Annotated in this window: 17 protein-coding genes and 2 tRNA genes; 13 read left to right on the top strand and 6 right to left on the bottom strand. The window is 46.0% G+C overall.

Going from position 1 to position 19,070, the window contains the following annotated elements; genetic code table 11:
- Positions 1 to 178 precede the first annotated feature (178 nt).
- From gltX to HF322_RS09600, 4 genes are all read left to right on the top strand, one after another.
- Positions 179 to 1,696: a glutamate--tRNA ligase gene (gene gltX, locus HF322_RS09615; protein ID WP_169393233.1), complete on the top strand. Its 1,518-nt coding sequence runs from the start codon at positions 179 to 181 to the stop codon at positions 1,694 to 1,696.
- A 145-nt stretch (positions 1,697 to 1,841) separates the two neighbouring features.
- Positions 1,842 to 1,917 (top strand) — tRNA-Ala (locus tag HF322_RS09610).
- Positions 1,918 to 2,022: 105 nt separating this feature from the next.
- Positions 2,023 to 2,098, top strand: a tRNA-Glu gene (locus tag HF322_RS09605).
- Positions 2,099 to 2,511: 413 nt separating this feature from the next.
- Positions 2,512 to 3,552 (top strand): hypothetical protein, encoded by a 1,041-nt coding sequence (locus tag HF322_RS09600; RefSeq protein ID WP_169393232.1) that lies wholly within the window; start codon positions 2,512 to 2,514, stop codon positions 3,550 to 3,552.
- A 116-nt stretch (positions 3,553 to 3,668) separates the two neighbouring features.
- Here the strand turns inward: HF322_RS09600 and acnA are convergent, their stop codons facing one another.
- Positions 3,669 to 6,515: an aconitate hydratase AcnA gene (gene acnA / locus HF322_RS09595; RefSeq protein WP_169393231.1), complete on the bottom strand. Its 2,847-nt coding sequence runs from the start codon at positions 6,513 to 6,515 to the stop codon at positions 3,669 to 3,671.
- Positions 6,516 to 6,717: 202 nt separating this feature from the next.
- On the bottom strand, positions 6,718 to 7,674 hold the full coding sequence (locus tag HF322_RS09590; RefSeq protein ID WP_169393230.1) for a DUF3025 domain-containing protein: 957 nt from the start codon (positions 7,672 to 7,674) through the stop codon (positions 6,718 to 6,720).
- A gap of 123 nt (positions 7,675 to 7,797) precedes the next feature.
- Here HF322_RS09590 and HF322_RS09585 point away from each other — a divergent pair, with 123 nt between their 5' ends.
- Together HF322_RS09585 and HF322_RS09580 are read left to right on the top strand one after the other, a co-directional pair.
- A complete protein-coding gene (locus HF322_RS09585) occupies positions 7,798 to 8,529 on the top strand; it encodes a metal-dependent hydrolase (RefSeq protein ID WP_169393229.1) in 732 nt (243 codons plus the stop codon).
- A complete protein-coding gene (locus HF322_RS09580) occupies positions 8,529 to 9,077 on the top strand; it encodes a YchJ family protein (protein WP_169393228.1) in 549 nt (182 codons plus the stop codon). The genes HF322_RS09585 and HF322_RS09580 overlap by 1 nt, the downstream gene beginning before the upstream one ends.
- Here the strand turns inward: HF322_RS09580 and HF322_RS09575 are convergent.
- The 4 genes from HF322_RS09575 to HF322_RS09560 all read right to left on the bottom strand — a co-directional run bounded on the left by HF322_RS09575 (position 9,074) and on the right by HF322_RS09560 (position 12,429).
- The gene (locus HF322_RS09575) at positions 9,074 to 9,979 is read right to left on the bottom strand and encodes a class II glutamine amidotransferase (protein ID WP_169393328.1); all 906 of its coding nucleotides are present in this window, start codon (positions 9,977 to 9,979) and stop codon (positions 9,074 to 9,076) included. The genes HF322_RS09580 and HF322_RS09575 overlap by 4 nt on opposite strands.
- Positions 9,980 to 10,004: 25 nt before the next feature.
- Positions 10,005 to 10,292 (bottom strand): DUF2007 domain-containing protein, encoded by a 288-nt coding sequence (locus HF322_RS09570; RefSeq protein ID WP_169393227.1) that lies wholly within the window; start codon positions 10,290 to 10,292, stop codon positions 10,005 to 10,007.
- 63 nt (positions 10,293 to 10,355) lie between these two features.
- The gene (locus HF322_RS09565; RefSeq protein WP_169393226.1) at positions 10,356 to 11,396 is read right to left on the bottom strand and encodes a homoserine kinase; all 1,041 of its coding nucleotides are present in this window, start codon (positions 11,394 to 11,396) and stop codon (positions 10,356 to 10,358) included.
- Between the two features lie 172 nt (positions 11,397 to 11,568).
- Positions 11,569 to 12,429: a class II glutamine amidotransferase gene (locus HF322_RS09560; RefSeq protein WP_169393225.1), complete on the bottom strand. Its 861-nt coding sequence runs from the start codon at positions 12,427 to 12,429 to the stop codon at positions 11,569 to 11,571.
- Positions 12,430 to 12,539: 110 nt separating this feature from the next.
- On the opposite strand from HF322_RS09560, the gene hisF reads away from it, so the two are divergent.
- The 7 genes from hisF to HF322_RS09525 all read left to right on the top strand — a co-directional run bounded on the left by hisF (position 12,540) and on the right by HF322_RS09525 (position 18,999).
- On the top strand, positions 12,540 to 13,322 hold the full coding sequence (gene hisF / locus HF322_RS09555; RefSeq protein ID WP_169393224.1) for an imidazole glycerol phosphate synthase subunit HisF: 783 nt from the start codon (positions 12,540 to 12,542) through the stop codon (positions 13,320 to 13,322).
- Between the two features lie 101 nt (positions 13,323 to 13,423).
- A complete protein-coding gene (gene ribE / locus HF322_RS09550) occupies positions 13,424 to 13,939 on the top strand; it encodes a 6,7-dimethyl-8-ribityllumazine synthase (RefSeq protein ID WP_169393223.1) in 516 nt (171 codons plus the stop codon).
- A 333-nt stretch (positions 13,940 to 14,272) separates the two neighbouring features.
- Positions 14,273 to 15,421 carry a transcription antitermination factor NusB gene (nusB, locus tag HF322_RS09545; RefSeq protein ID WP_223193258.1) on the top strand — a complete coding sequence of 383 codons (1,149 nt, stop codon included), beginning with the start codon at positions 14,273 to 14,275 and terminating at the stop codon, positions 15,419 to 15,421.
- 3 nt (positions 15,422 to 15,424) lie between these two features.
- Positions 15,425 to 16,447: a thiamine-phosphate kinase gene (thiL, locus tag HF322_RS09540; protein WP_169393222.1), complete on the top strand. Its 1,023-nt coding sequence runs from the start codon at positions 15,425 to 15,427 to the stop codon at positions 16,445 to 16,447.
- Positions 16,448 to 16,487: 40 nt separating this feature from the next.
- Positions 16,488 to 17,087, top strand: coding sequence for a phosphatidylglycerophosphatase A (locus HF322_RS09535; protein WP_169393221.1), 600 nt, complete (start codon positions 16,488 to 16,490; stop codon positions 17,085 to 17,087).
- 130 nt (positions 17,088 to 17,217) lie between these two features.
- Positions 17,218 to 18,594 carry a bifunctional UDP-N-acetylglucosamine diphosphorylase/glucosamine-1-phosphate N-acetyltransferase GlmU gene (gene glmU, locus HF322_RS09530; protein ID WP_169393220.1) on the top strand — a complete coding sequence of 459 codons (1,377 nt, stop codon included), beginning with the start codon at positions 17,218 to 17,220 and terminating at the stop codon, positions 18,592 to 18,594.
- Between the two features lie 33 nt (positions 18,595 to 18,627).
- Entirely contained in the window at positions 18,628 to 18,999 is a 372-nt protein-coding gene (locus tag HF322_RS09525) for a hypothetical protein (protein WP_169393219.1), read from the top strand.
- The last annotated feature ends 71 nt before the right edge of the window (positions 19,000 to 19,070 follow it).

Raw genomic sequence — 19,070 nt, 5'->3', positions numbered from 1 at the left:
TCAATAATTAGAAGAAAATAAATGAGTTAGGTTTTTTTAGGCGTTATTATCGCAAGCCTACACCGCGAGTCAAGCAGCAACTGAGCTTTTCACGAAAATAATCCGCAACTTTGTTATAATAAGGCTATTTTAGCGCATTTTTCGACCTGATTTTCCCCTTTTCAATGATGAGAATTTTATGACCCAAACCATCGCAAGCTCTCGCCCTGTTCGTACACGAATTGCGCCCTCCCCTACCGGATTTCCACATGTAGGAACCGCTTATATTGCCTTATTTAATCTAGCCTTTGCCAAAGCTCATGGCGGCGAGTTTATTTTGCGCATTGAGGACACCGACCAGCAGCGCTCAACCGCCCAATCTGAGCAAATGATTTTGGACGCCCTGCGCTGGGTGGGGCTTGATTGGAGCGAAGGTCCTGACGTTGGCGGCGCCCATGCGCCCTATCGCCAAAGCGAGCGTGCGGACATTTATAAACAACATGCGGAGCAATTGCTTGATGCCGGTCATGCGTTTCGCTGCTTTTGTACCACCGATGAGCTTGACGCCATGCGAGCGGCGCAAATGGCAAATGGCGAAACGCCGCGCTATGATGGCAGATATGCCAATTTGAGCCGCGAAGAATCTGACAAAATGGTCGCTGAAGGCAAACCGTTTGTTATCCGGATGCGCGTTCCGACCGAGGGCGTCTGCCGCGTTGACGACATGCTTCGCGGCGTGGTTGAGATTCCGTGGTCACAAGTGGACATGCAAGTGCTGCTCAAAGCCGATGGTCTGCCGACCTACCATTTAGCCAACGTCGTTGATGACCATTTGATGCAAATTAGCCACGTCATTCGCGGCGAAGAATGGCTCAACTCTGCGCCCAAGCATCAGCTGCTTTATGACTATTTTGGTTGGGAGATGCCAACCCTTTGCCACATGCCGCTACTGCGAAACCCCGACAAATCAAAGCTGTCCAAACGTAAAAACCCTACCTCCATCACCTATTACCGTGATGCCGGCGTGATGCCTGAAGCGCTATTAAACTATCTAGGACGCATGGGCTATTCCCTACCCAATGACGCCGAAAAATTTACCTTAGATGAGATGATTGCAAGCTTTAACATTCAGCGCGTCTCGCTTGGCGGTCCTATTTTTGATATTGAAAAATTAAATTGGCTTAACGCCGAATGGCTGCGAGCATTAACCCCAAGCGAATTAAAAGATAAAATCTTAGCTTGGGCAAATGACAGCGACAAATTGACCGCCATTGCCGCCGCGATTCAGCCACGAATTGAGCTGTTGTCGGATGCGGTCAATTGGGGTGGGTTTTATTTTCAAAATCTACCCAATATCACCGCTGACGATTTTGCCCACAAATCGCTAAGCCCTGAGCAGATCATCGAGATTTTACAATTGGCGCTTTGGCAGCTTGAAGTCTTGCCTGCTTGGACAGAAGACAACATTTTTGCCATCATGAAAGGCTTATCAGGCGCCCTTGATATCAAACTTCGCGATTTTATGGCGCCATTTTTTGTGGCGATTGCCGGAAGTACTGCCTCAACGCCGGTGATGAATTCCATGGCGATCATTGGCGCGGACATGACGTTGAACCGATTGCGCCATGCTATTGAAGTCTTAGGCGGTCTTGGCAAGAAAAAACTTAAAAAATTAGAAAAACAAGCGGCGGAGCTTCCTGATTTTTTAGCTGAATAAGTTTATTAAAATCAAAGTCTTAAATCAGCGCCGAGGTCATAAGGATAGTTTTTTATTCACTCGGCGCTGTTTTTTTAAACTTTTTTTAAAATAAAGTGTTGACAACCCCACAAGCATTCCCTAAAATACGCATCACTCTTAGCGAGGGGCTATAGCTCAGTTGGTAGAGCACTTGCATGGCATGCAAGGGGTCAACGGTTCGACTCCGTTTAGCTCCACCAAGCTAGTTAATTTATTAACTTTCTTGCTAAGATTCAATATCAGCACCTAGGCAAGCTTGAAAAAGCAACTGATATTGATCGATATAGCAATATATCACTCTTTGCGTCCCCATCGTCTAGAGGCCTAGGACATCGCCCTTTCACGGCGGTAACCGGGGTTCGAATCCCCGTGGGGACGCCACTATTTCGGCGTCAACTCAGCAATTGGTCAGACTGAAGTGATTTGCCACAAAAAGCCCAATCATAAAGATTGGGCTTTTTTTATGCCCATCTTTTTGTTTTCTGCTATTTTTCTTGTAATTTCAAAAGCCTAGTTATCTTTTCTGATAATTTTCCAAACTTCTTTTACATGATTGTTGCTTTGTGACACATCATTACAGTGATATACACAATGCTATGGTTTTCCTACCGAAGTCACTTACTCATTTGTTGCAAAGTGCTTTACGCTAAGGGTTATTAAAGACTTGTTAAATTAATTTTTAATATTAATTGTCATCAAAGATTTTATATTACTGATTAATAACCTAGCTTAATTTACTTAAAGCGCTTCTTGTTTTAGAACAAAACTACAATAGATTATAATAAGGAATGATTATGTTAATGACTTATTCACCACAAAGGCGCCCTTCTTGGCGCGGCGTGATCGCCGGATTGATTATGGGGCTGATGGTTGTCATGGCAATGATTGCTTTGGCGTTGGTACTCAGCTCATTTTTGCCATTTGATTTAAAAGGTACCAGCATTGCCGCTGGCATTTATGCTGCCGTTACAGCGATTGTCAGCGCGTTTATCGCAGGCTATTTTGCGATTAAATATTCGGCGCCAGAAGCGCTTTTTGGAGATGGTACTGATATCGATCAAAAAGATGCGACCTTAACCGGAATGCTCACCGCAGCTTGTATTGTTTTATTGACCACATTTTTTACCTTAAGCAGCGCCACTGGGATTTTAGCAAGCGCGGGAAATGCCGTTGGCGGCACAGTAAGTACCGTTGCCCAAACTGCAGCAGGAGCTGCAACCATTGGCGCGGCAGGCGCTGGAGCGGCGGCGCAAAATGGTTCGGTTCAGCAAAAAGCAGAAGAAGTTTACCAAAAAGTTTCAGGAAATATTAGCAAAGAAGACGTTCAAGCGATCGTTGCTAAAAATACGGACAATTTAGATCAGCGTCAAGTTGCGGCGGTCAGCAATGTGTTGCAGGACATTTTTGACAATACCAAAGCTCAAGTGGCTAATATGGACTTTACCGACCTTGATACGTGGCGTCATATCGATGATTATGCCAAACAGCGCATGACCAGTGTCGAACAAACGCTTGAAGGTCCTGAATTTATCGCGCGCTTGCAACAACAAGGCTTAAGCCAATCTGAAGCAATCCAAACGCGTCAAGAAATTGTCAAATCGTTTAAAGAGTATCAAGTAAAAACTGAGCAGTACGTTAACGATGCCAAACAAACTGCCGAAGAAAAATTGCAACAAGCTGAAAAAGCGGCTCGAAAAGCGGCGCTATTTACGGGTCTGTTTTGGTTAATTAGCACCATTTTAACCTTTATTGCGAGCATTGCTGGCGCGAAAAAAGCCGCTGCCAATTATCGCTTAGCAAAACCCATTGTGACTTGGGGTCATAATACTAAGTAAGCAGATTTTAAAAAATAATAAAAAAGACTCAACTGTGATTTGGGTCTTTTTTTTGGCTAGGTTAACTCCATAAAAAACCTGACCATTTAGTCAGGTTTTTATTCTTTTGATAAACGTTAAGAGGCTTGCTTATTTTCACAAGCCAATTGCCGAAGGACGTAATGCAAGACGCCGCCGTGGCAAACGTACTCGCGCTCTTTTGGCGTTTGTAGCATGATATGAACGTCAAAGTGAGTCGTGCTGCCATCGGCTCGGGTGGCAGTGACCGTTGCGGTGTGGCTGTTTGGGTCATCAAGCCCTGAGATGCTGATGACTTCTGAGCCATCAAGCTGATGCGACTGGGCGCTCTCACCTTCCATAAAAGTCAGTGGCAGCACGCCCATGCCAATGAGGTTTGAGCGGTGGATTCGCTCAAACGACGCGGCAAGAACGGCTTTTACGCCAAGTAAGTTGGTGCCTTTTGCTGCCCAATCGCGACTTGATCCGGTACCATATTCCTCACCGCCAATGACGATAAGCGGTCGTTTATCTTCTTTATATTTCATGGCGGCGTCGTAAATGGGCATTTTTTCGCCATCGCTAAGAGTAGCGTTATTGCCTTTAAAGTAATACGTATAGCCGCCTTCCTCACCGTCCATCATGAGGTTTTTAATGCGGATGTTGGCAAAAGTACCTCGCGTCATCACGGCATCATTGCCACGACGTGAGCCGTAGCTGTTAAAGTCAGCAGGCATGACACCGCGATCTTGCAAATATTTTCCAGCAGGAGAATCAGGGGCAATGCTGCCAGCAGGAGAGATATGGTCGGTGGTGATATTGTCACCAAAGATGCCTAAAACCCGAGCGTCTTTGATATCGCTAATACCTTCCGGTTCCATTGCCATGTCATCAAAAAATGGCGGGTTTTTGATATAGGTTGACGCTTCATTCCACGGATAAAGCTGACTTGATGAGGAATGAATGGCGTTCCACTCTTCGCTACCTTCAAAGACTTTGCCATAGTTTTTATGGAACATGTCGGCATCAATATTATTAGCAATCAGCTCATCAATTTGGCTTGAGGTTGGCCAGATGTCTTTTAAATAAACGTCGTTGCCCTCCAAGTCTATGCCAAGCGGCTGATGGGTTAAGTCAATATCAACCGTTCCGGCTAAAGCATAAGCAACTACAAGGGGCGGTGAGGCTAAATAGTTGGTTTTTACCGACGGATGAATTCGACCTTCAAAGTTACGGTTACCTGACAGTACGGATGACACGACCAAATCGTTGTCTTTAATACCTTGCTCGATGACATCCGGCAGGGGTCCTGAGTTGCCAATACAGGTGGTACAGCCGTAACCAACAAGGTAAAAGCCCACTTTTTCAAGCTCATCCATCAGGTTGGTTTTATGAAGATAGTCGGTGACCACTTTAGAACCGGGCGCTAAGGAGGTTTTGACCCAAGGTTTGGCTTTCAGTCCTTTTGCCGCCGCGTTTTTGGCAACCAATCCTGCGCCAATCATCACGGCAGGGTTTGAGGTGTTGGTACACGAGGTAATCGCAGCAATAACCACTGAGCCGTCGCAAAGCTTATGTTCTTTATCGTTAATCGTTACCGTTGAAAACACGCCTTTTGGGGCGTTTTTGTCGTGGGGAACTTCGGTGGCAACCTCTAGTTTTGGATTGACGGCAAGCTCTTTGGCTTGTTCTTGTTTGCCGCCTTCTTGGTCAAAGCGGACTTTGCCTTTAACCTCCGCTTTACGGTCTTTTTTCATCGTATGCAGCGTTTCGCCAAAGCTTTGGTGCATATCAGCTAAAGCAATGCGCTGATGCGGCAGTTTAGGTCCTGCAAGCGACGGCACAACCGTTGCCATATCCAAATGCAGCATACTTGAATAGCACGCCCTTTCACTATTTTCATCATGCCAAAGCCCTTGAGCTCGGGCGTAAGCTTCGACCAATTCGATATGCGCTTCATCACGACCGGACAGTCGCAAATAGTTAATCGCCACCTCATCAATCGGAAAAATCCCGCAAGTGGCACCGTATTCAGGCGACATATTGGCAATGGTGGCGCGATCAGCAAGCGGCATTTGCGCAAGACCTTCGCCAAAAAATTCCACAAATTTGCCCACGACGCCATGAGCGCGCAGCATTTCAACGACACGAAGCACCAAGTCGGTAGCGGTGACGCCTTCGCTTAATTTTCCCGTCAGCTCAAAGCCAACCACTTGTGGAATGAGCATCGAGGACGGCTGACCGAGCATTGCCGCTTCAGCTTCAATGCCGCCTACGCCCCAGCCTAACACGCCAATGCCATTAATCATCGTCGTATGGCTGTCCGTGCCAAAAACGGTATCCGGATACGCCGTTAATTCCTTGCCATCGCCGAAATCAGTTTCAGCTTCCATGACCACGCGCGCTAAATACTCAAGGTTGACTTGATGCACAATTCCAGTAGCAGGGGGTACGACCACAAAGTTTTTAAATGCTTGTTTGCCCCAATGCAAAAACTCATAACGCTCATTGTTGCGCTCAAACTCAATCTTTTTATTTAAATCAAGGGCATCCTCACGGCCATAAACGTCCACCTGAACCGAATGGTCAACAACCAGCTCACTTGGGATAAACGGGTTAATTTGCTCAGCGTTTCCGCCAAGCTTGACCACAGCATCACGCATCGCTGCCAAATCGACAACCGAGGGCACGCCGGTGAAATCTTGAAGCACTACTCGCGCCGGCATAAAGGCAATTTCTTGGGAGGGCTCGGCGCCGCAGTCCCATTTGGCAACCGCTTCGATGTGCTTTTGACCGACCGACTGACCGCCATCTTCGTGGCGAAGCAGATTTTCAAGAACAATTTTCATGCAGTATGGCAAGCTATTGATGTTATCAAAGCGCTCAGCAAGCTTGGTCAAGCTAAAATAAGAATAGTCTTTCCCTGCCGCGCTCAGCTTGGATTTGACATTAAAAATATCGCTCATGGTGGCGTCCTTTTATTTTGGTTTTAGATTTTTATCGTTATCAAAGTGGCTTAAAATGACCCAAATTGGCATCATTCATCCCTTTACCTTATCAAATTGCCGAACCTTTGTTAACGCCAACTAAGAAGCAAATCGTGGCACAATGGTAACCAAAACAAGCGCTTACTAAGAACGGTTATTATTTTATCTTCTTATAAAGGATTTATGATTTTCGGCGACCACTGCGAAATACAAAATTATCGTTATAAAACTCTTTATCCTCGTTTTCTTTCCAAAAATTTGGAACGCCCAAAATCGGTAGCGGCGATAATTGCTTGGGCGTGACGTTATCCTTTGATAACAACTCATCAACGGCGGTGGCTAACACCTCATCCAAATACGCCATTTTGTCAATCATCGATTTGGCAAAAAAACTGGCGTCAACGTGAATGATTAAGCTATGAGCGCAAAGCGGCTTTCGCGGGGCAATCAGCTGCTCAAGTAAGGCATGACCAAAAATATAAACAGCAGCTTTGGCGTCCGCTTTTGGGGCGGTCGGATTGTCCCAATCGGCGCGCGGATTGACCAAACAGTCTTGCCAATTAAAATTTTTGAGCGCCTCGCCAATATTGGGATTTGCCGTCACCAAAATCGCACCATTTTCATCAAAAACGGTAATGGTATCGCGAACCCTGCCGCGACCTTGCGCCTCGCCAATTTGATTAATTTGATGCATATGGTGAAAATTGAGCCGAGCTTTGGTTTTGGGAAAGGTTAGCCAAATGCTGCCATTGAACAAATCATGCAAGTTATCGCGGGTGGGGATTTGCCCTGATTTGCTGATAAACGCTTCGTAGCCCTCCCCCTCAGTCAGCGCATTTTGCGAGACAAATTGCAGCGGTTTTGCCGCCATGCCAGCAGTTGGAAAAGTGGTTGCCGCGTTACCTTTTTCTGCGTTTATTTTTGCTAACGCTTGATTGAGTATCTCGGCAATTTCGGTGCTGTCAAAATTTGGCGGCTGGGTAGAGGGATTTTTTAAATTATCGTTAATGATTGCCTTCACACCGTTTTCTAATATCTCACGATGGTTGAGATGCCAAAGCCAAGGCGCTTGCCAGTTGATGTCTGCAAAATCAGCTTGGTTAGGATTTACTGCAATTTCTAAAGTTTTTGAGGTCATTGTCAAAACGCCTTTCGCCGAAAAATGGGCATCATGGTATCATAGCGCACCTTTTATCGGGATGATCAGCAGTGGATAAACGCTTGATTTGCCTGATTTAGTTAATTTCATAGTTTGGACGTTATGGCAAATTTTAATACCCACTTAACCGGCGCGTTTGCGGTCAGCGCCGTTCTCAGCCTTACGGTGTATAAGGCAGGATTGGTCAATGATTCGGGGTTTTTAATCTGCACCGCGCTTGGAACGGTCGGCGGCTTGTTGCCAGATTTGGATTCCGACCACTCAACGCCAGTGAAATTTGGCTTTAATATCGCCTCGCTTATCGTCGCCTTTGCCCTCGTGATGCATTGGCGCAGTCAGTTAAGCCTTATCTCTTTGATTTTGCTTTGGTTTATGGGCTATGGGGTGATGCGCTATTTGGTGCTCAAATGGTTTAAAAAAGTGACCGTTCATCGCGGCGTGATTCACTCCGTGCCGTATATGGCAATTTTGGGGCTGCTTTTGACCTGCCTGAGCTATTACGGCTTTGAAAATGACGTGGTGATAAGCTGGTTTTATGGTTTGTTTTTGTTTTTGGGCGCGCTTGTTCATTTAACCCTTGATGAGATGTACAGCGTCAATTTGTCCGGAATGACGCTCAAACGCTCGGCGGGAACAGCAATGAAGTTTTATCAGCACAAAGACAACTGGCGCTACGGCATCATTTACGCGCTGCTTGCGCTATTGCTGTTTGCCGCGCCGCCGTTTTCGCCGTTTTGGCAGACCGTTGCCAATCCAAAACCGTGGTCACAGCTCAAAGTTGGTGTGTTGCCTGATATTATTGAAGACTTTTTACAAGGTTCGGAGGTCATTTAATGCGCTGCCCCTGTCAAATCACGCCTGATTTATTGTCAAGTTCAGACGCTGAAAACTCAAGTTTAGAAAACTTAACAGAGTACAAAAGTTATCTTGACTGCTGCAAGCCGTTTCATGAGGGCAAGCTGCCCAAAACCGCCGAACAGCTGATGCGCAGCCGCTATAGCGCGTTTGTGATGGTCAATCCCGATTATATTGTTAAAACGACCTTGCCCGCTCAGCAGTCGCTTTTGGATAAAAACGCGATTGCAGCTTGGGCAAAAGATACCAAGTGGTCAGGGCTTGAAATTATTAATCATAAACCCATCGGCAAACACCACGATCAAGTTGAATTTAAAGCGTACTTTAAGAATAACAACGGCTTGCAAGCGCATCATGAGTTATCAAGCTTTGTTTTGGTTAAAAGTAATTTAATTGAAAACCGTAACCAAAGGACGCAGTGGTATTTTTTAGACCCCACCGTTGACTTTAAAATTAGCCAAAAGCAGCCTTGTAGTTGCGGCTCAGGGGAGAGGTTTAAGCGGTGTTGTGGGCGGTTTTTACCCTAAACACTCGCCCCAACCGCCCTTGCAATCGCTATACCTTCGTCAATCGTCAAAAACTTGCGAAGGCTTGGGCTGTCTTGATGAATGACCGCGCCATCTTGAAAGATGAGGCACTCATTGACCGCAAGCTGTTGCCATTTCTCGTTTTGGGTCAACGGTACAGTCACCAAAATGGTCACGCGATCATTGTCAGTGGTCACATCACTAAAGTTAATCGACAAGTCCTCATCAGACAATTTTGCCTCGCCAAACGGCGCTTGCCTTGTGAGATAAAACAGCAAACTTCCGGCATAAGCCAATTGCCAAGTGCCATTTGACAATAAGCAGTTAAACAAGCCATTTGCTGCCAAATATCGGCATTGCGTGGTCAAAAAGTTAAACAATACCTTGTCGTCCGGTCGTGATTTAAAGGTGCTTTTTAGCCGGTTAATCAAGTAGCAAAACGCCACTTCCGAATCGGTCGTACCAACCGGCTGACAATGAACTGCGTTGCCATTGTCTTGAAGCCGGCGGCAGCGCTCAACAAAGGCTTTATTCATCTGACCGTTATGGGCAAACACCCACTGCTCGCCCCAAACTTCTCGGACAAACGGATGGGTATTTGCCAAGCAGTTTTGACCTTGGGTGGCTTTTCGGATATGGGCAATTACGTTCATCGCTTTAATCGGATAATGATTGACCAAATCAGCAACCGGCGACAAATGGCTGGGTCGGTTGTCATGAAACACGCGAAGTCCGGTTGCCGAATTGCCGCCGTTTTGGGATTCACAGCTGCTTTTTTCAAAAAAGGCAATGCCAAAGCCGTCCTCATGGCGGTCAGTATTGCCGCCGCGCTGCCGAAACCCCGAAAAGCTAAAGCCGATATCGGTTGGGTTGTTACAGTTCATTCCTAACAGTTGACACATAGTTTCGCTACCGCTTTGATTGTCTCTATTTCCCATTGCCGCGCTCATCAATCGCGCCTAAGTCATCGTCGCCATTCATATCAGCGCTATCCATATCCACATCAACGGCAATGTCATTTAAAATGCGCTGAGCTTTTGCCAAATCATCCTGCTGAACCCAAAGCACGATGCCAGAATTTAGCCCCGGCAAGGCGCTTAGTGCTTGCAACGACACCTCAATGCCATTATTTTTTAATAAATTGGCGTGCAATTCGCCTTGAATGTTGGTGTCGTAGCGCGCAAGCTTTTGCCAGTTATCGACCTTATTAGTCATTTGAATATCCTTTTCGTTGATGGCTACTGTTATTTTAGCTATGTTAGCGCTTATTGTTAGTAGTTAATTGGCTTTTTCAACATGCGACCAATGATACGCCGCCAAGCGTTTCATTAAATCCGGATTTTTCACCATAATGTTGTCGCCAGTTCGCCCTTCGGTTCGGTTGTAGTGAATGACGTTTAAGCGAAGTAGCCAAAAGATTACCGCCGCTTGTGCCAGCATCACGGGCAGCGCGCTTTTTTCATTGTTATCAAGGGCGCGTTTGGACTCATAACCTTGTAAAAACGCGGTCATTTTTTTGCGGTCAAAATCAACCGATTCGCCTGTTTCTGCAAAGCCCCAAGTGGTGCAAAAATCATTGATGGTAATGGCAATGTCCATGACGTAATGCTCAACGCTGACCTCGGTAAAATCAAGCAGTCCGGTTAAGGTGGCGCTGTTGTCCGTTAAATCCCAAAGCGTGTTGTCAGCAAACATGTCGAGATGACAAAGCCCTTTTGGCAAATCACTTAGCGGCAAGACATCATAAGCGCGCCAAATATCGCCCATAAGTTTGGCTTCGTCACTTGGCATAAACTGCATTTCACGATCACGAACGCTGTCCCACGGATAAAGCGCCACACCAAAATCTTCCATTGGGTGCAGACTTTGCAAGGTTTCATGAAGCACCGCCAAAGCCGCTCCCATATCAAAGCACATTGTTTCGGTGGTCTGATTAGGGTGCTCGCCTGCCAAGCACGGCACTAAAGTGATCGCTTTATTGTCATAATGGATGACAAATTGGCTGCCGCTGCTTTTACCATTTTTAGCATTATTAACGTCATTTTTTTCGCTATTAATCAATGCTTTTGGGGCAGCAACGGGCAATTTTCCTGACAATTGATTTAAAATCACTGCCATTTTTTCGATGTCACTTGGCGGGCGTTCTTCAAATAAGGTAAACACAAAGTCAGGCTTGCCGTCGGTATTTGCCGTGGTTTCAATAAACCAGTTGGAATTTTTAATGCCTTGAGTGATGGGAATGGCGCGGGCAAAATCAACGCCAAATTGGGCGCAAAATTCTGAAAACTGGTCATCGGTTAGCTGGGTATAGACGGACATGGCTTCTCACTTTTGGCATTAAAAATAAACATTAAAAAATAAATATTGAAAAAAATTAAACGTAAAAACGAGCGTTTTTGAAGGTTTTAGCTTGGGTTGTTTTGGTTACGGTTGAATAATAGTGACCGTTAACCGGCAGATTAGCAAATGTTAAAATTGGCTTTCTTAAAATTTAAGCATTTTGAGCAATTTCTAGCCCTTCTTCAATGGATAAATATTCAGGTGGGTTTGGCATATCTTGATAAACGATATCGCCATTTTTAAAGATGACGCACTCATTGACTGCCAATTGCTGCCACGATTCATCATGAGTTAATGGCGTCGTCGCGATAATGGTCATGACATCATCAGTGTCATTCATTATTGCAAAATCTATTTGTAAGTCCACATCAATCAAGGTCGCTTTGCTAAACGGTGCTTGCCGCGTGACATAAAACAGCAGCGTGTTGGCGTAGCTCAGCAGCCAATCGCCATTAGAAAGCAGGCAATTAAAAATACCAAATTGCGCCAAAAAGCGGCACTGATCTTTTAAAAATTTAAACAGCGTTTGCTCATCCGGCTTGCTATCAAAGCGGGCTTTGGGCTGATTGAGCAAATAACAAAAGGCAAATTCAGAATCAGTATCACCAATCGGGCGATGATGGCAAGCTGCGTTTTGATGATGGTCGTTAGGAACGGGATCACCATTTAACGCGTCTTGAATCGTCATTTTACCATTGTGCGAAAACACCCAAGACTCGCCCCAAATCTCGCGGGTAAAGGGGTGAGCGTTACAAAGTAAATCATCGTCGGACTTTCGGATGTGGGCGATGACATTACAAGCTTGGGTTTTGGTTTGGCTCACAAGCTCGGCAAGTGGCGACTCAACCGCTGAATGGTCGTCGCAATATAGCCGAAGCCCATTTGGCTCAAAATAGGCAATGCCAAAGCCGTCGGTGTGACTGTCGGTCAGACCGCCGCGAGCGCGGAATCCGGTGAACGAAAAGCCGATATCGGCAGGATTTTTGCTATTCATGGCAAGCAGTTGGCACATAGTCGACCTTAGCGTTTGTTTTGTAAAATAGTTCCGCGTATTATAGCATTTCACGGTGATTTTCTTTGAATTCTTGCGCGGTATTATGGCGCGATCGAGTAGGCGGTTTTATGCTAGCAAAACGAATTATTCCTTGTCTTGATGTGGACAATGGCAGAGTGGTCAAAGGCGTTCAATTTGTCGATATCAAAGACGCGGGCGACCCTGTTGAGATTGCCCGACGCTACAATGAGCAAGGCGCGGACGAGATTACCTTTTTGGACATTACCGCCACCCATCACGGTCGCGATACCACCTACCACATGGTTGAGCGCATTGCCGAAACGGTATTTGTACCGCTAACCGTTGGCGGCGGCGTTCGCAAAATTGAGGACATTCGCAATTTGCTAAATGCAGGCGCAGATAAAGTGGCGATTAACTCGGCGGCGGTTTTCACCCCTGAATTTGTTGGCGAGGCGGCGCAAAAATTTGGCAACCAATGTATTGTTGCTGCCATTGACGCCAAACGCGTTGATGACGTGATGGTCGATGGCGTATTAACCCCAAAATGGGAGATTTTCACCCACGGCGGCAGAAAGCCTACCGGAATTGATGCGGTTGACTGGTCACAAAAAATGGCGGAATTGGGCGCAGGTGAGCTGCTGGTGACATCAATGGATGGCGATGGCACACGTAAAGGCTACGATTTGGCATTGATGCGCGCGATTACTAACCGCGTGAGCGTTCCGGTTATTGCGTCAGGCGGCGTTGGCAATTTGCAGCATTTGGCAGACGGCGTGTTAGAGGGCGGCGCGGATGCCGTTCTTGCGGCAAGTATTTTTCACTTCGGCGAGCACACCATTTTAGAAGCCAAAGAATTTATGGCAGCCAAAGGAATTCCCATGCGATTTTAAAAAAAATGCTATGATAGCGCTAACTTATTTGTTTTATTCAAAAAAGCCTAATTAACATTAAAAATTGCCAATTCCCAAATCTGATTACAAAAGGACAAGTTATGACCAATTTACAAGATGAGCGCTCAGCGGTCACCCATATTGATGGCGCGCTTCACCAAAACACCGATGCTCGTATTGGCATCGTCGTTGCTCGTTTTAACGGCTTTGTGGTGGAATCTTTAGTTGATGGCGCCATTGATGCCCTACTTCGTCACGGCGTTTCAGGAAGCAACATCACTGTCATTCGTGTTCCAGGTGCGTTTGAGTTGCCATTGGTCGCTCAGCAAGCGGCAGAATCTGACCGTTTTGATGCGATTGTGGCACTTGGGGCCATTATCCGTGGCAGTACGCCGCATTTTGATTTCGTCGCAAGCGAGTCGGCAAAAGGCTTATCGCGAGTGGCAACCGACTACAACATTCCGGTCACCAACGGCGTGCTCACCACCGACAGCATTGAGCAAGCCATTGAGCGCTCAGGAACTAAAGCCGGAAACAAAGGCGCGGAAGCCGCCATGGTTGCCCTTGAAATGATTGCGGTATTGTCGCAGCTTGATAATGGCGTTGACGACGAATAATTGCTAGCTTGCCTGTTATTTAGATCGGCTTTTTTATTGTATTGCTTATAAATTTACCGCTTTTGTAAAAAATTAGCGGTAAATTTTTTCATTTTTTATTAAAATAACGGCTTTTATTAAAAGATCTGTCCTGTTATTTTTTGCTTTTTTTAATTTAAAGTCATCACGTTTTGGCGACGTTGTGACAAGGATTTGCCAAATTGGTTTTATTTGCCAAAATTGGCAACCCCTTACCATTATTTAACATCTTGCGGCACATTTTGCTTTATCATGGCGATAAGCTTTTGATTTTGCGATTTTTAAAAACCAAATCTCATTAGGTATTTTTTAGTTATGACTGACCAATTCAATCGCCCTCAACCTGCCCCTATGACTCCGGCAAGTGAATCCGACCAAAGCTTTGATATGAGCGAATCAAGTTACAAAACCGGTCACGCCGCCATGCGAAAGGCACGCCGTTTTGCCTTGCAAGGCATTTATGAGTGGCTCATGACCGACCATCGGTTCGACGTTGAAGGTCTGCGCGACTGGAAAAGCAATGCGCCGCATGATATCGCCGCAAGAACGCGCGCCAATAACGCCATGCATACCGTGCATTTGGGCTATTATCACGAAATGATGCGCGACATCCCTGAGCAAATCGACGCGCTTGATACCCTGATCCGCGAGCAGCTTGACCGTGACTTGACCCAAATTGACGCCGTTGAACACGCCATTTTGTTGATTGGCGCTTATGAATTGCAATCGCGCCTTGAAATCCCTTATAAAGTGGTTCTTGATGAAGCCATGAAGCTCAACAACCATTTTGGCGCCACTGACGCTCATAAACTCATCAATGCTGTCCTTGATAAACTTGCCGCAAGCCTTCGTGCCGTTGAAGTTGCCGCTGAAAACGATGTCAATCCGCGCACTCAAAAATCCTCAACTGCCAAAGCGCTGCCCAACGCCAAAAACGTCACCATCATCAATAAAAAAACCTTGCTTGCCGAACAAAATCAGCCACGTGAAGACGTGCCCTCCGACAAACCGCGAATCAGCGCCAATAAAACTGGCATCAAGCGCGAAAGACACAATCTTGACAATGAAGCGGTAAATTCAACAAGTGATTTGGCAAGCGCTCGCGATAACAAAGACAACCGTAGCAATCGCGACTTTGTAAAAAAAGACCAACCAAAAGGCAGTTTCAACCGAGGCGATAAAAGCAAAGACGGAAAAGGCAAAGACGGCAGAAACAGAAGCGATAAGCCAAAAAGCGGCAAGTTTAATCGCGATGACTCTAAACGCGGCAGCGCGAATCGCGATGATAAACGCCGCGATAAAGACACCCCAAATCGCGATAAAAAACCGTTTAAAAAATCGCCGTCAAATGGTGGTAAGCCGCGCTTTGATAAATCAAAATCGGACAAGCCACGTTTTGATAAGCCGCGCTCTGATAGACCGCGCCGTGATGACGACAACTCCAACAACGACAATAATAGCTAAGCCATGACCGAATTTGACCTTATTGAGCAGATTTTTAACCAAAAGCAAACTTTGACGCGCCAAAGCGATATCCAAAAAGGCATCGGTGATGATGCGGCGGTAACGATCCTGCCTATTGGCGCGCGCTTGGTCAGCTGCATCGATACCCTCGTTCAAGGTCGGCATTTTAGCGGCGATTGGGACGCGGTTGAGCGCTTAGCCTTTGCCATTGGTTATAAAGCCGTTGCGGTTAATGTTTCTGATATTGCCGCAATGGGGGCAGCGCCGCACAGCTTACTGTTGGCGCTTGCTCTGCCTGAGCGCTTAGCAAAAAAATCTTGGCTCAACGAGTTTGCTCAAGGCATTTTTCACGCCTGCAATGCGTTTAATATTGCGCTCATTGGCGGCGATACCACGCGCAGCGAGCAGTTGGTGATTAGCGTCAGCGCTCAAGGCATTTTGACCAAAGATGCCACGCCGGTTTATCGCTCGGGCGCAAACGTTGGTGATAAGGTTTACGTTTCAGGAACGCTTGGCGATGCTAGCTTTGCGCTGAAAAACCCTCATAGCGACATTGGCAAAAGTTTACGCCATCGCCTTGATATGCCAACACCGCGCGCCGCGTTAGGTCAACGTTTGGGCAAAATAGTCACCGGAGCAATGATTGACATTTCAGACGGACTTTATCAAGATTTAAGCCATATTTGCCAGCAAAGCGGCGTTGATATGCGAATTGATTTGGAAAAATTGCCGACCAGTTCAGAGCTTGCAAAAGCTAATCTTACCGAGCGGCTATTTTGCCAATTGACCGGCGGCGATGATTATGAGTTGGCATTTACTTTGCCTGCACATATCGCTCCGCCTGATAGTTATACTCAAGTGACTTGTATTGGCGAGGTGATTGCTCAGCAAGTTGAAGGTAATCCAAGTCTTTATTCGCCATCACAGCCGCAACTTTTTTATCAAAACTCAAGGTTATCAAGCTTAAATCCCGCACCTTTTGACAAACTGCCGCCATTGTCCGGCTATCAACATTTTAACAGTTAAATTTAAGGTTACTTTTTAAGATAACTTTTAAAGGAACACTATGAGCGATGAGCTAACCAAGCCCGATATTCGACAAGCCAATGATTGCCCGCCCCTTCCTAAAGATGCCAGCGCTTTGGATACGGCGGTTTATTGGCTCGCGCTTGGTCTTGGTAGTGGTTTGCCGCGACACGCTCCGGGGACTTGGGGAACGGTTGGTGGCTTGATTGCCGGTGTGATCTTGATGGCGCTTGGCTTTGTTCCGTTTTTAATGTTAACGATTTTATCTTGCGTTATCGGCGTTTGGTTTTGTGGTCGAACGTCTGAAATGATGGGCGTTCACGACGATCCGCACATCGTTTGGGATGAGTGGTCGGGAATTTGGATTACCTTGCTTCCGCTGTCGTATTTGCTGACTTTTCAAAACGCGATGCTAGGAAGTTACTGGCAAAATATTTTACAGCCTTTTTCTCTCGTTGCGCTTATTGCCGCATTTGTCTTATTCCGCTTTTTCGATATTTTAAAGCCGCCACCGATTGCTTGGGCAGATAAAAAAGTGGCGGGTGGTCTTGGCATTATGCTTGATGACATCATTGCTGGAGTGATGGCCGCGGCAACTTGGGTCATCATTTATAATGTGATTTTCTATATTGCTAAGTAATAGCTTTTAACGCTCTAAAGTTCTTAATATCGCGTTGTTTTAATGATACAAAGCAGCGACAGCAAAGCATTTGTTTAAAATCGAATTTACGTTATAATCACCGATATTTTGTTACATTTGTAGGGCTTTTATGACCTCCTCTTTATCTGTGATTATTCTTGCTGCGGGCAAAGGCACGCGGATGCAATCGGCAAAACCTAAAGTATTACAAACACTTGCTGGAAAGCCGCTTTTAGGTCACGTTCTTGATACCTGCCAGCAGCTGACGGTCGATGATACCATTGTGGTGTTTGGTTTTGGCGGCGACCAAGTCCAAGAGCAAATCAGCCGCGACTATACGGGTAGCCAAATCACTTGGGTGGCTCAGTCCGAGCAATTAGGAACGGGTCATGCGGTCAAAATGGTACTGCCGCATCTGCCAAAAGACGGTCAAAGCCTCATTTTATATGGCGATGTGCCACTCGTTAGCCAAAAAACCTTGGCGGCGCTAAAAGCTGCGAATAAAGACGGCTTATCAATGCTCACCTTAACCGTTGATAATCCGTTTGGTCTTGGTCGGATTAAGCGTGATGATCAAGGTTTGGTTACCGCCATCGTTGAGCAAAAAGATGCCAGTGATGCCGAGCGCGCTATTTGCGAGATTAACAGCGGCATTTATTGCGTGGACAATGCGCTACTGCATAAATACTTACCAAAACTTAGCAATGACAATGCTCAACAAGAATACTATTTAACTGATATCGTTAAATTGGCGGTCGCGGATAATCTTGTGATTGCCACCATTGAGCCTGAGCATGCTTTTGAAATTGAAGGCGTCAATAACCGTCAGCAATTAGCCACCCTTGAGCGCTCTTGGCAAGGTAAATTGGTTGAAGACCTGCAAGTTGCCGGCGTTCAGTTTGCCGACCCTTCCCGCGTTGATATTCGCGGTAGCGTCACTGCCGGTCAGGACGTTTTTGTGGATGTTGGCGTCGTCTTTGAAGGCGACTGCAAGCTTGGCGACAACGTTTATATTGAAGCCGGCTGCGTGATTAAACAATCCACCATCGGTAATGCTTGCCATATCAAGCCGTATTGCGTGATTGATGAAGCAGAAGTTGGCGCAGGCGTCGATGTGGGACCTTTTGCGCATTTGCGACCTAAGTCAAAGCTTGCTGACCGCAGTAAAATCGGTAACTTTGTTGAAGTGAAAAAATCAGTCATCGGCGAAGGCAGCAAGGTCAACCACTTAAGCTATATTGGCGATGCGATCGTTGGTGACAATGTCAATATTGGCGCCGGCGTCATCACTTGCAATTATGATGGGGTGAATAAGTCACAAACGACCATTGAAGATGATGTTTTTGTGGGTTCTAATTCAAGCTTGGTTGCTCCTGTGACCCTTGGCAAAGGCGCAACCGTTGCTGCTGGATCAACCATTACGCATGATGTTAATGAAAACGCATTAGCCTTTGGTCGCGCTCGCCAAACTCAAAAAGACAATTGGGAGCGACCCACAAAAAAATAGCGCCGGGTCAAATTGACCCAAAAGAAGACGGCAATGATCAATGATTTATTAAAACGTTTATTGATTGTGGTCATTTTTGGGTCAAGCTTGCAAGCCGTTGCCGGAACTACCATTGAATATGATGCTCATTGCAACTATGTTAACGCTAAAAACGTGCTTAAATACTCAGGAACTTGCAAAGCCAATTGGGGCGTTGGGATGTTTCCTGATAATTTAAGCCAAACTTATCAGCGCTATATTATTACTTACCCTAATGGCGCTGAAATTGTGGTGTTTACCTATGGCAGCAATGAGGGCGTGGTCAATGATATCCCAGCAAAATTGCTTGCGCCGAAAAATGGCTTAGAACGGATCAAAACGGTAGAAGGCGAGCGGTTTGAATTTACCAAAGGTTCAGAATTTTAAATAACTTTTAACAATTAACTTATTTTAATTTAAGCAGCGCGGCAATGATTGTGGGGCTGCTTAATTGTTTA

Origin of the sequence: Psychrobacter sp. MF31, from assembly GCF_012847335.1 — a bacterium.
Lineage (GTDB): Bacteria > Pseudomonadota > Gammaproteobacteria > Pseudomonadales > Moraxellaceae > Psychrobacter.
This window is presented reverse-complemented; position numbering and strand designations above follow the sequence as displayed.

What these genes read in the sequence shown, in the direction of transcription:
- HF322_RS09570 (WP_169393227.1), bottom strand. Translation starts at nt 10,292, where the DNA reads ATGACTAATAAGGTCGATAACTGGCAAAAGCTTGCGCGCTACGACACC.
- HF322_RS09575 (WP_169393328.1), bottom strand. Translation starts at nt 9,979, where the DNA reads ATGTGTCAACTGTTAGGAATGAACTGTAACAACCCAACCGATATCGGC.
- HF322_RS09600 (WP_169393232.1), top strand. Translation starts at nt 2,512, where the DNA reads ATGTTAATGACTTATTCACCACAAAGGCGCCCTTCTTGGCGCGGCGTG.
- acnA (WP_169393231.1), bottom strand. Translation starts at nt 6,515, where the DNA reads ATGAGCGATATTTTTAATGTCAAATCCAAGCTGAGCGCGGCAGGGAAA.
- ribE (WP_169393223.1), top strand. Translation starts at nt 13,424, where the DNA reads ATGACCAATTTACAAGATGAGCGCTCAGCGGTCACCCATATTGATGGC.
- thiL (WP_169393222.1), top strand. Translation starts at nt 15,425, where the DNA reads ATGACCGAATTTGACCTTATTGAGCAGATTTTTAACCAAAAGCAAACT.
- HF322_RS09565 (WP_169393226.1), bottom strand. Translation starts at nt 11,396, where the DNA reads ATGTCCGTCTATACCCAGCTAACCGATGACCAGTTTTCAGAATTTTGC.
- HF322_RS09590 (WP_169393230.1), bottom strand. Translation starts at nt 7,674, where the DNA reads ATGACCTCAAAAACTTTAGAAATTGCAGTAAATCCTAACCAAGCTGAT.
- HF322_RS09560 (WP_169393225.1), bottom strand. Translation starts at nt 12,429, where the DNA reads ATGTGCCAACTGCTTGCCATGAATAGCAAAAATCCTGCCGATATCGGC.
- HF322_RS09580 (WP_169393228.1), top strand. Translation starts at nt 8,529, where the DNA reads ATGCGCTGCCCCTGTCAAATCACGCCTGATTTATTGTCAAGTTCAGAC.
- gltX (WP_169393233.1), top strand. Translation starts at nt 179, where the DNA reads ATGACCCAAACCATCGCAAGCTCTCGCCCTGTTCGTACACGAATTGCG.
- nusB (WP_223193258.1), top strand. Translation starts at nt 14,273, where the DNA reads ATGACTGACCAATTCAATCGCCCTCAACCTGCCCCTATGACTCCGGCA.
- HF322_RS09535 (WP_169393221.1), top strand. Translation starts at nt 16,488, where the DNA reads ATGAGCGATGAGCTAACCAAGCCCGATATTCGACAAGCCAATGATTGC.
- hisF (WP_169393224.1), top strand. Translation starts at nt 12,540, where the DNA reads ATGCTAGCAAAACGAATTATTCCTTGTCTTGATGTGGACAATGGCAGA.
- HF322_RS09585 (WP_169393229.1), top strand. Translation starts at nt 7,798, where the DNA reads ATGGCAAATTTTAATACCCACTTAACCGGCGCGTTTGCGGTCAGCGCC.
- HF322_RS09525 (WP_169393219.1), top strand. Translation starts at nt 18,628, where the DNA reads ATGATCAATGATTTATTAAAACGTTTATTGATTGTGGTCATTTTTGGG.
- glmU (WP_169393220.1), top strand. Translation starts at nt 17,218, where the DNA reads ATGACCTCCTCTTTATCTGTGATTATTCTTGCTGCGGGCAAAGGCACG.